Source organism: Amphritea sp. 1_MG-2023, from assembly GCF_030547545.1.
Lineage (GTDB): Bacteria > Pseudomonadota > Gammaproteobacteria > Pseudomonadales > Balneatricaceae > Amphritea.
The window spans coordinates 33,566-44,905 of the sequence record NZ_JAUOQE010000034.1 but is presented as its reverse complement, the minus strand read 5'-3'; the positions used below and the strand labels follow the sequence as shown (position 1 = coordinate 44,905).

10 protein-coding genes are annotated in these 11,340 nt (G+C 46.9%); 5 read left to right on the top strand and 5 right to left on the bottom strand.

Annotated elements, in window-relative coordinates; all coding sequences use genetic code 11:
* Both Q4488_RS15715 and Q4488_RS15710 read right to left on the bottom strand, forming a co-directional pair.
* On the bottom strand, positions 1-377 hold a 377-nt coding region (locus Q4488_RS15715), incomplete at its 3' end, for a cytosine permease (protein WP_303581434.1).
* A gap of 223 nt (positions 378-600) precedes the next feature.
* Positions 601-1,557 carry a LysR family transcriptional regulator gene (locus Q4488_RS15710; protein WP_303581433.1) on the bottom strand — a complete coding sequence of 319 codons (957 nt, stop codon included), beginning with the start codon at positions 1,555-1,557 and terminating at the stop codon, positions 601-603.
* A gap of 225 nt (positions 1,558-1,782) precedes the next feature.
* Between Q4488_RS15710 and Q4488_RS15705 the strand changes: the two genes are divergently transcribed.
* The 5 genes from Q4488_RS15705 to Q4488_RS15685 all read left to right on the top strand — a co-directional run bounded on the left by Q4488_RS15705 (position 1,783) and on the right by Q4488_RS15685 (position 7,631).
* The gene (locus Q4488_RS15705; protein WP_303581432.1) at positions 1,783-3,126 is read left to right on the top strand and encodes an aspartate aminotransferase family protein; all 1,344 of its coding nucleotides are present in this window, start codon (positions 1,783-1,785) and stop codon (positions 3,124-3,126) included.
* Between the two features lie 58 nt (positions 3,127-3,184).
* A complete protein-coding gene (locus Q4488_RS15700) occupies positions 3,185-4,675 on the top strand; it encodes a CoA-acylating methylmalonate-semialdehyde dehydrogenase (RefSeq protein WP_303581431.1) in 1,491 nt (496 codons plus the stop codon).
* Positions 4,676-4,833: 158 nt separating this feature from the next.
* Entirely contained in the window at positions 4,834-5,484 is a 651-nt protein-coding gene (locus Q4488_RS15695; protein ID WP_303581430.1) for a response regulator transcription factor, read from the top strand.
* Between the two features lie 135 nt (positions 5,485-5,619).
* Entirely contained in the window at positions 5,620-6,723 is a 1,104-nt protein-coding gene (gene cofG / locus Q4488_RS15690) for a 7,8-didemethyl-8-hydroxy-5-deazariboflavin synthase CofG (protein WP_303581429.1), read from the top strand.
* 197 nt (positions 6,724-6,920) lie between these two features.
* Positions 6,921-7,631, top strand: coding sequence for a DUF5020 family protein (locus tag Q4488_RS15685; RefSeq protein WP_303581428.1), 711 nt, complete (start codon positions 6,921-6,923; stop codon positions 7,629-7,631).
* 262 nt (positions 7,632-7,893) lie between these two features.
* Here the strand turns inward: Q4488_RS15685 and Q4488_RS15680 are convergent, their stop codons facing one another.
* The 3 genes from Q4488_RS15680 to dctP all read right to left on the bottom strand — a co-directional run bounded on the left by Q4488_RS15680 (position 7,894) and on the right by dctP (position 10,829).
* The gene (locus Q4488_RS15680; protein ID WP_303581427.1) at positions 7,894-9,192 is read right to left on the bottom strand and encodes a TRAP transporter large permease; all 1,299 of its coding nucleotides are present in this window, start codon (positions 9,190-9,192) and stop codon (positions 7,894-7,896) included.
* The gene (locus tag Q4488_RS15675) at positions 9,192-9,728 is read right to left on the bottom strand and encodes a TRAP transporter small permease (protein WP_303581426.1); all 537 of its coding nucleotides are present in this window, start codon (positions 9,726-9,728) and stop codon (positions 9,192-9,194) included. Before Q4488_RS15675 ends, Q4488_RS15680 begins: the two co-directional genes overlap by 1 nt.
* Before the next feature lie 63 nt (positions 9,729-9,791).
* Positions 9,792-10,829 carry a TRAP transporter substrate-binding protein DctP gene (gene dctP / locus Q4488_RS15670; protein WP_303581425.1) on the bottom strand — a complete coding sequence of 346 codons (1,038 nt, stop codon included), beginning with the start codon at positions 10,827-10,829 and terminating at the stop codon, positions 9,792-9,794.
* Positions 10,830-11,340: the final 511 nt, after the last annotated feature.

The following is an 11,340-nucleotide window of genomic DNA, read 5'->3' as shown; positions in this document are numbered from 1 at the left end:
ATGTTAGAACCGATCATACCAAAGGGTGAGCGCAGTAAAACGGGAAAGGGGATACCAAACTTAGTGCCAGGAAAAGCATTCAGCGTCAGTGGAATCAGCACGATAATATTGGCGACTAAAATAGCCAGCAGCGCTTCCATCACGGACAAACCGAAATAAGCAGTTAATACACCGCCGAGGGTGTAGGTTGGTACACAGATAGCCATACCGACCCAAAGGGCGGCGACGTTCCAGACATTCCAGGTCCGTTCTTTTACTTGAGTCGGCGCGATATCTTCGTTGTAGTGGGCACTGTCGGAGATATCTGAGCGGGTTTCAAGTTCATAGAATTCACCGACTTTGATGGCGGATGAAGAGTCAGCTGAGGCGTTCTTCATGGATCTTCCTCTTATTTTTATTGTTAAAGTTCTCAATGAACTTTTTATGTTTAAAGAGTGTAGCGGCAACTAAAAATTTACCGTTTGGTAAATATAGATTTTATTGCAAGGCTTGGCAAATTTATTTGCCCAATTGGTAAAAATAATAATTTTTATTATTTAAGTGATTGATATTGAATGATTAATTGTTTCGGTTACATGGCTGTTATGGATTAACTATCCGCTAAGCTGATTTTATTTCAGCATTATTTTTGGCCGTGGGTGAATCAATAAGTTGATGTAATCGATCCATAAAGCAGGCCAGAATTAAGTTGGGCGCAAGGTCTTTTCGGGCGATCGCAGCGTAGGGGGTTAAGCTATTAAAATGTTTTTTGAGCAGCGGTTTCATTAAGCCTTTTTCTACCCAAGGGTGGGCGAAATGCGCCGGAAGATAACCCAGATAACAACCGGTTAGAATAAGAAAAGCGGTGCCTTCTCGATCCGATGCTCGAGCGCTTTTATTAAATTGTTTTAGGTGCTTTTTGATTTCTGCCGGATGTTGATAAGAGGGGCAAACCATATCGTGGCTGGCAATATGTTCCGCTTGTAGGCTGTTCTCGGGAATATGAAACAGTGGATGTTCATGGCTGCAGTATAAATAAGATTCCTCATCATAGAGGTGAACATACTTGAGACTGAGGTTTTTACTGAACACCGGTGCAACGCCAATCTGTATCTGCCCATCGAGTAAACTCTTTATAACCTGATTAGCAGGTACCATCTCAATATTGATATTAACGTCCGGAGCCTGTTGCTTAAGAGCCTTAAGTGAATCGGTTATATACATTCTCGGCAGTGTGATCAGGCAATCGGTAATGCCGATGGCGAGATCGCCCTTCAGTTCGGAATGAATACTATTGATCCGTTGCTGAAATTCCTGATGAGAGGACAGCAATGAGAGTGCTGCTAGATAAACCTGCTCACCTTCATCCGTCAGCGAAAAACCGCTGCGGCCGCGATTACAGAGTTTAAGTGACAGGCGCTGTTCAAGATCGGACATGGCGATGCTAATCGCCGCACGACTGATATTCAGCTCAGACTCAGCGGCTGAAAAACCGCCGCATTTCACCACCGCTTTAAATATTTTTATCATCCTGATATCGGCACCGGCAATATGCCCTATTACATTTTTATGTGTCATATCCACCTCAATGCAGGCTTGACTGAAGATTGATTGATGGTTATACAATATACATAAGTTTTACCATATGGTAAGTATTTAGTTGACTGAAGGTAAATTCTTTTGGATTTAACCAACCTTCGAGCCAGTAGATGATGGGCTAACTGAAGCGGCGTGGTTTCGAGTAATACAACACGGTGTCTGAGGCATAACCTGAAAATAAAAAACCTTAACGAGGTGATGAAGATGCATGAATTTGATCCTAGCAAAGCCGCAGGTATGACGCGCGAGCAGCTCGAAGCTTACTGGATGCCCTATACCGCGAATCGTCAGTTTAAAAATGATCCTCGGATGTTTGTAGAAGCCAAAGGGGCTTACCTGACTGACACCAGTGGCCGGAAGGTTTTTGATGGACTGTCGGGATTATGGACCTGTGGTGCAGGACACTGTCGGCCAGAGATCGCGGAAGCGGTAGCGCATCAGCTAACACAGTTAGACTACGCCCCGGCCTTTCAGTATGGTCATCCCAAGGCGTTTGAGTTGGCGAATAGAATTAAAGAGTTAACCCCTGATGGGTTGGATTATGTGTTTTTCACCGGATCGGGTTCTGAAAGCGCAGATACCTCACTGAAGTTCGCGCGGGCATACTGGCGTAAGAAAGGCATGGGGACTAAAACTAAATTAATTGGCCGAGCTAAAGGTTATCACGGGGTTAATTTCGGTGGCTTTAGTGTCGGCGGAATCGGTGCTAACCGTACCCTCTATGGTTTAGGGGTTGATGCCGCTCACCTACCGCATACGCTGCTGCCAGAAAATACGTTCACCAAAGGCATGCCAGAGAATGGCGTTGAAAAAGCGAACGAACTGCTTGAATTGATTGCGCTGCATGATGCATCGAATATCGCAGCGGTCATTGTTGAACCGATGGCCGGCTCTGCGGGAGTGATTCCACCACCGAAAGGTTATCTTCAACGGCTACGAGAGATCTGTGATCAACACAATATCCTACTGATATTTGATGAAGTGATTACTGGCTTCGGTCGTATGGGTTCGTATACCGGGGCCGAAGAGTTTGGTGTGGTGCCGGATATGATCAATGTGGCTAAGCAGCTCACTAACGGCGCCGTTCCGATGGGCGCGGTGATTGCTAAAGCCGATATTTATCAGACGTTTATGGATAACGGTGGTCCGGAATATATGATGGAAATTCCACACGGTTATACCTATTCCGGCCATCCAGTAGCCTGTGCGGCGGCGTTAGCCTCGTTGGATGTATTAAAGAATGACAAGCTGATTCCTCGGGTGAGAGAGATGAGCCCGATTTTTGAACAGGCGCTACACAGTCTTAAGGGCACACAGTATATCAACGATATTCGTAACTACGGTTTAGCCGGTGGTATCACCATTGAATCGGCGCCTGGTGAGCCCGGCTTGCGTCCTTATCAGATCGCCATGAAGTGTTGGGAAAAGGGTTTTTATGTTCGTTATGGCGGCGACACTATTCAATTAGGACTGCCCTTTATTACTGAGCGGGAAGAGATCGACAACGTTATTAACGCGATTGGCGAATCCATTATGGAGTTGGATTAATCGCTGCATTGGAATGCAGGTTGTACCGATAAAAAATATAACTATTGATGAGGCTATTATGCAAACGTTAGGTCATTTGATTAATGGCGAGATGCGCACAGAGGCGGCTCGCACACAGGCAGTATTCAACCCATCGACAGGCGCAGAGAGCAAGCAGGTGGCGCTGGCCTCTGTGGCTACCGTTGAAGAGGCGATCACCGCGGCTGAACAGGCCTTTCCGGCATGGCGTAATACACCACCGGCGAAGCGGGCGCAGGTGATGTTTCGTTTTAAAGCGCTGCTAGAAGAGCACGCCGATAAAATCTGCGAAATGATCGGTGAAGAACACGGTAAAATTTCCCATGATGCTGCCGGTGAACTGCAGCGAGGGATTGAAAATGTCGAATACGCTTGTGGTGCGCCAGAGTTACTCAAAGGTGAACACAGCCGTAATGTGGGGCCCGGGATTGATTCTTGGAGCGAGTTTCAACCATTGGGCGTCGTTGCCGGTATTACACCATTTAACTTTCCCGCGATGGTGCCGTTGTGGATGTACCCCATGGCGATTGTTTGCGGTAATACCTTTGTCTTGAAACCCTCAGAGCGCGACCCATCATCCACCCTGTTTATCGCGCAGCTGCTGCAAGAAGCCGGCTTGCCGAAAGGCGTGATTAACGTCGTTAACGGTGATAAAGAAGCGGTGGATGTGTTGCTAAATGATGATCGTATTAAAGCGGTCAGCTTTGTGGGATCAACGCCGATTGCCGAATATATCTATAGTACTGCTAATGCTAACGGTAAGCGTTGTCAGGCACTCGGTGGCGCGAAAAACCACGCGATCGTGATGCCCGATGCGGATATGGATAATGCCGTCAATCAACTATTGGGTGCGGCGTTTGGTTCTTCCGGTGAGCGTTGTATGGCGCTGTCTGTGGCGGTGGCTGTGGGTGATGCGGCGGCGGATGCCTTAGTAGCGAAAATGAAAGCGGCGATGGAGCCTTTGAAAGTCGGTGCGTATAGCAATAGCGATAACGACTTTGGCCCGGTGATTACTCGTGCTCATCAGCTCAAAGTGAATGGCTTTATCGATAGCGCCGAAGCGGATGGTGCGAAGGTGGTGGTCGATGGCCGTAACCCTGTCGTTGACGGCTTTGACGATGGCTTCTTTGTCGGTGCAACGCTGATCGATAATGTCACGCCAGGTATGTCCAGCTATCAGGAAGAGATCTTTGGTCCGGTGTTGCAGGTTGTGCGGGCAGATTCGATGGAAGCGGCGATGCAGCTGATCAATGACCATGAGTATGGCAATGGCACCTGTATCTTCACCCGTGACGGTGAAGCTGCGCGCTACTTCTCGGACAATATTCAGGTGGGTATGGTGGGTATTAACGTACCGTTACCGGTACCGGTGGCTTACCATAGCTTTGGTGGTTGGAAGCGTTCACTGTTCGGTGATCTACATGCCTATGGTCCCGATGCCGTGCGTTTTTATACTAAACGTAAAACTATCACTCAGCGCTGGCCTTCCAGCGGTGTGCGGGAAGGGGTTTCATTCGCCTTCCCAAGCTAACATACCGTTAACCGAGGCTGGTCTCTGCAGATTAGCCTTCTCGGTTACAACGCAGGCTTCGTCGAGCGATTGCTGACGGGTCTGCCGCTTTCCCTCGATTGATAGTTACCCTACCTACTAGCAAGACACCGTCTATAAAAAGTCATTAAGGTGATCCCATGCGCTGTAAGAAAATTTTGATTATTGATGCTAGACCTTTATGTCGAGAAGGCTTGAAGAGCATACTGAGCTTAACCGATGAGGCTATCGATTTTACGGATGTTGAGAGTGATTACGCCTTTGTTCAGGGACTACGGCAGCATAAAGCGTTTGACCTTATCTTGGTGCATGAAAGCTTTCTAGCCATTGGCGATCATGGGCTGATTTTAGCCCACCTGTATAAAACACCGAGCCCGATTGTGGTTATGTGTGATCGAGTGAGTGAAAAGCTGCAAGTAAAACTGAAATTTTTCAATATTTCGGGCGTGATTCAACAGACTGAACCGGTCGATATCATTGCTAAGCGCATCGCTGATTTACTGACCGATGTCGATAGTGGCTTAAATCGAATCCGCTCGATTAGCCCTTATCCGACCGGTTTTTCTGCGCCACACCTCCCTTTGGAAGATGTTGGTGTTAAAACGAAACTGGATTATTTAACCGAGCGTCAACGGGATGTGCTTGATTACTTGAAAGTTGGATTGATGAATAAAGAGATCGCTTTTGAGATGGGGATTTGCGAGTCAACGGTTAAGCGGCATGTGTCAGATATCTTTAAAAAACTTCGAGTACAAAATCGAACTCAACTCGCTGTTAGCTTAAGTTATTGAAAATTATAGAATAAATGTTTTTTATAATAAATTTGACCAAGTGGTAAAATTATTCTATATTGAACTTACTTAGAGTTTAGCGGCGTTGTTATCTCGCCTGATTATAAATAAAAAAATAAACCGGGAGACGTTCAAATGATCTCTGTTGAGCAAGCATATAATCTTGAACATGCTGATAGTCGCCAGATTCAGTTACTCAGAAATCAGGCATCCGCGTTACGTGATCTGCATTGGGGCGATGTTGTTACCTATTCCCGTAAAGTATTCGTGCCTTTGACGAATATGTGTCGCGATACCTGCGGCTACTGCACCTTTGTCAAAGCGCCAGGCTCGGCTGAGGCGAATATTATGACGCCGGAAGAGGTGATGGAGGTAGTTTATCAGGGCGAGAAAATGGGCTGTAAAGAGGTGCTGTTTAGCCTCGGTGAAAAACCAGAAAAAACCTATCCCGAAGCGCGCCAATTTCTCGCACAGCGGGGCTATAACACCATTATCGATTATCTCTATGATATGTGTCTGATGGTGATTGAAAATACCGGCCTGCTGCCGCATGTTAATGCGGGCACCTTATCAGAACAGGATATTATTAAGTTACGTCCTGTATCGGCGAGTATGGGGATGATGTTGGAGAATGTCAGTCGGCGATTAATGGATAAAGGCGAGGCGCATTATGCCTGTCCTGATAAAGTGCCTTTGCAACGATTGCGTACCTTAGAGTTGACTGGTAAGCATAATGTACCTTTTACGACTGGCATTTTGATCGGCATTGGTGAAACGTGGCAGGAGCGTATCGATAGCTTAATCGCTATTAATGAGATCCATAAAAAGTATGGTCATATTCAAGAAGTGATCATTCAAAACTTTAAAGCGAAGTCGGGAACGGCAATGGCCGATGCGCCTGAACCAAGCCATGAGGAGATGTTGAAAACCCTCGCGGTTGCTCGATTAATTCTTGATCATACGATTAGTATTCAGGCACCACCCAATCTGCAGGAATATTATCGAGATTATCTCCACTCCGGTATTAATGATTGGGGCGGTATTTCCCCAGTAACGATCGACCATATTAATCCGGAAAGAGCATGGCCGAAAATTCAATCCTTGGAATTTAAGTCTTCTGAATGTGGTTATCGTCTTAAAGAGCGGTTGGCAATATATCCACAATATAAAAACCTTCCAGAAAAATACCTTTCATCAGCCATCGCGGGTCGAGTAGATGATATTGATGATGCGGCTTAGTTAACAATGATTGGCTTGCTTGCATAACGATTGCCTGGATAATCCCAGGCTTTTTTTTGCTTAACCTTCAGGGCATTAGTTAAGTAATGAGGTCGGTTTCTGGTTATAAAGATGTGTTTACCTGTTGGTAAAAAAACCTCTAGTATCGATGCTTGGATGTGTCAATTGATGCATAAACATCAAGATAGAGGTCAGAGATGAAAATTAAAATAATGTGCACCTTATGCTGTGCTTTAGTTTCAACTGGGGTATCGGCTAAACAGCTGTGGAGCGATTTTAGCCTGAGTTATGTGAAAGGTAATCACTTTGAAGTGGTGGATCCAGAACAGCAGACGATTACCGTCGAACATGCTAGCGGTCATGACTGGGGGGATACGTTTTTCTTCGTCGACCGTCAGCAATCCGATGATGGTGATACATCCACCTATTTTGAGTTATCACCGCGTTTAAGTCTCGGCTATGTGACGGGCGCAGACCTCTCATTTGGAGTGGTCAATGATGTCTATCTTGCCGGTACATGGGAGAGCGGTGATGGCTTCGATAACTATATGGCAGGGTTGGGGGTGAGTCTCGATTTGCCTGGCTTTCAGTATGCCAACGCGAATATCTATCAAGTGAATAATGACAACACTGAAGACGATATCATGGTAACGCTGACTTGGGGCGTACCGTTTAGCATTAGCAATGCCGACTTTCTCTACGATGGTTTTATCGATTGGTCTAGCGAAGAAGATGATCACGCATCAGAAACCAACTTTACTTCACAGTTGAAATGGAATGCGGGCAAGTTGATCGGTACAGCGTCGCCGGTTTATGTGGGTATCGAGTATTCTCATTGGAGCAACAAGTATGGCATTGATGGTGCCGATGAGCGGAATCCTGCACTATTGTTGAAGTGGCATTTCTGAGTATCTTTTATTGATCGATAGCTCGCCTGTTAACCGTTACGTCTCCTTCTATTAGGGGGTGACAACGGCGGTGTCGATGATGATAGGCTCCCGATACCTCAGTTAACGGGTATTGGGAGCCTTAACTATGCTGCTTATTACTAGGTTTGCACCGTCTACAGTGAGAACCTGCTGCTAAACCATGAGGCCGTCAAACTTCACCTAACGCCTATTAACATACATTTCAGTTTCCCCGCTCAGGTGAACGCTTTATATTTGCCGTCTACATGAGCCCGAGTAATTTCGGAAAGAAGAGTGATAACGCTGGCACTAAGCTGGTAATCATCATGACCGGTAGGCCAACAAACACCATCAGGCCGATAGCCGGCATAACCGCTTTATGGATAGGCACTTGGCCGATGCGACAAGCCATATAGAGAATGGGGGCAACCGGAGGGCTGTTAGCGCCGATAACGACTGAGCAGGCAACGATCGATGCGTAATGAATCGGGTCGACACCACTGGCCACCATCAGCGGTAAAAATAGCGGCGCAACGACCACGGTGACTGAAACATCATCCATAATCATACCGGCAATAATCAGAAAGATATTAACGGCAATCAAGATCATAAGCGGATCTTTAACCAGTTGAGTGATGGTCTCGGTTAGCTCCTGTGGGATACGTTCTGAAGCCAGGATTCGGCCAATCATAAAGCTAAATAGCAGGATGAGAATCACCGTGCCGGTGGTTTCAGCGGCCGCAATCACACTCTCACTAAAGCGTCTGATGGTTAGATCTCGATAGACAAAAAAACCGATCACAATCGCGACAAAAGCCGCGATTGCAGCGGCTTCTGTCGGTGTGCAGATGCCACCATAAATGCCACCGAGGATAATGATCGGCAGCGATAGCGCCGGTAGGGCGTGGAAAGCGGCCACTCGTTTGGTCGGCAGAGTTTCAAGTCCATCCTGCGCCCCGGCAGACACCTCTTGAAAGAGGCGGCCCACACTAAAGCGGTTGGCCAAAATCAATCCGGTGATCAACAATAAAGCCGGCCCTATTGAGGCGGCAAAACAGGCCGCCACGGATTGCCTCGTGACCACGGCAAAGAGGATCATCGTGATTGAGGGCGGAATAAGAATGCCTAATAAAGAAGAGATGCCGAGTAGTGCAGAGGAGTAACCTCGAGGGTAGCCACGTTTCTCTAACGGTCCCACCATAATGGTACCGATTGAGGCAACCGCCGCGGTTGCGGTGCCGGCGATTGCCCCGAAAATACCCGAGGCCAACACCATTGAAGCGCCCATGCCGCCTTTGCGCTTACCGACCAGTACTTCGATAAAGTTCACCAGCCTGAGGGCTATTCCGCCACTTTGCATCAGATAGCCAGTGAGTACAAATAACGGCAGGGCGATCAAAATCACCGAATCAATAGAGCGGTAGCCCTGTAACATTAATGTATTGAAATTAGCATCATAGGCGAATGTCAGATAGGCTAAAACACCGGCAAACGACCAAGCGACGGGCACACCTATAATCATCAGGAATAAGAGAATTCCTACTGCGATTAAACCTTCCATCAGTACGTATCCTGTTGATTTTCTTCAGCGACGATAACCGGGTTTGGGTTATGGCCGATCACACATTGAATAAAGTCCCTCAGCGCATAAAGAGAGCAACCAATACTGGCGAACATAATTGCACTTTGCGGTATCCACAGAGGAATTGACAGGCCGGGGGTGTGTTGAGGTCTGCGCATGCCCCACGTCAGCATTCGATAGGATAGGTAGACAAAGAAGCCGGTAATCACCAGCGTTATCAGAGATATTAGCGCCTGATGCAATCGGCGAATTTGCTGGTCACGAAGACTGGTTTGAAGAAAATCAACCACCAAGTGTTCGCGCTTACGACTGGCAATCAAGCTGCCGACCATATAAAGCCACATGCCAAACAGCATAATTAGCTCTAGCAGACCAATAATCGACCAGCCAAAGATGTAACGGGCTACTACTAGAAACAGCATTAGCCCCACTAGAGCCAAGCTGCTGATAAGAGCAGCGGCATTCAGGAGCCAGCCAAATTTCTGATCCAGCTCGAAAAAGAGACGCATAATCATGCTACTACCTCAGAAAAAAGAAACGGCGAAACAGTGGCTGTTTCGCCGTATGGGAGCTAAACGTTACAACGCTGTTGCGTTCGCTCGGATGGTATCCATGATTTCAGAGCCGATCTCTTGATCCATTAGCGGCCAGACTTTTTCACGGGCTGCCCGGGCAAACTCTTTAATCTGTTCATCTGACAGTTCAAAGTATTTCATGCCTGCCTTTTCGGCTTCCGCCACGTAATGTTCGTCTTGCTCTTTAGCGGCTTTGAATTGCGCCATCATGACGTCGTTGGCAGCATCCACAACAACTTTTTGTTGGGCTTCGGTTAACTCATCGAATGAATCCTGATTCATACTCAGAACACCGGTCATGAAGAAGTGTTTTGAACGAACGTAGTAATCAAGCAGATCTCGGAAGTATTCATAATCCCAATAGATGACGTTGCCTGCTTCGCCGTCCACGACACCTGTTTGCAGCGAGGTGTACACTTCACCCCAGTCAATGGCTGCCGTTTGGTAACCCAGTGCTTGCATCGTTTGTGGTGCAGGAAAAACGGTCATTGTGCGGACTTTTAAGCCCTCTGCTTCGGCAATATTCGTGGCATACTTTCCTCGGGTGGCGACACCGTTGAAGCCTTCAGGCCAAGGGCCGAAAAATTTCAGGCCGATATCTGCGTAGATACCCCCCAGCATATTGTTAACCCAACCACCGGGGCTATAAGCGGTGAGTGCTTCATCCCAAGAAAGTGTCATATAGGGGGTGTAAATCACACCGATACGCTTATCGTAAGAGGTCATTGGCCAGTTGAGCATAACATCGACATCGCCCGCTACGTGCAGATCGAACACTTCATTTTGGCTACCTAATTCGTTTTGGTAAAACACCTTAACATCAATGTCGCCATGGGAGTTTTTCTCGATCAAATCGGCCCAGCGGTCGAGTGTATCGCCGGCAGGAGAACCCTTGGCACCTGAATCGGTTGCCATTTTCAGGGTGGCGGCCTGTGCAGAACTGGCCATCAGGGCACCTGCAGTCGCCATAACAGAGATTAGGGAAAGCAGGCCCCGTTTACTAAAAACAGACTTTTTCTTCAGTGTGTCAATCGTGCTCATTATTTATACTCGTCGCTGCTATTTTTGTTTGAAGATGCCGCTGCAAGAAGGCAGCAGAATCGACACTTTTTTCCCGGGAAAACATAAATATCAGGAATGAAGATCAAGGGTCAAATAGAGGAAAAACAGAGTTATATTCTTAATTTATAATAAAAATTGAAATATAAAATTGATATTTCTTTTTAATTTGAAGTTATTAATTACTTTGTTTATTTGTGGTAATTACTTTCACTTATGTGCTTTCTTTGAGGGCTTCGCAACTGGGTATAGTAAGTGTCGCTTCTGAAACAGTGGCTCAACGGGTGGTGCTGTTGTTAAACCGTCCCTTGGTTTTTATCGCGTGACTCAGTGTTACATAAAGGCGGTAAATGTTGAGGTAGTGATAAGTGCATGTTCACTGCTTATCCATAGTATTAAGAGAGCCCTGTCGCGCACAAGCATTGAATATAAAAACGCCAGAGCACGATCGGCTTACCCACCAGTAGGCGGTTAGGTTGACTGTCGAACGGCA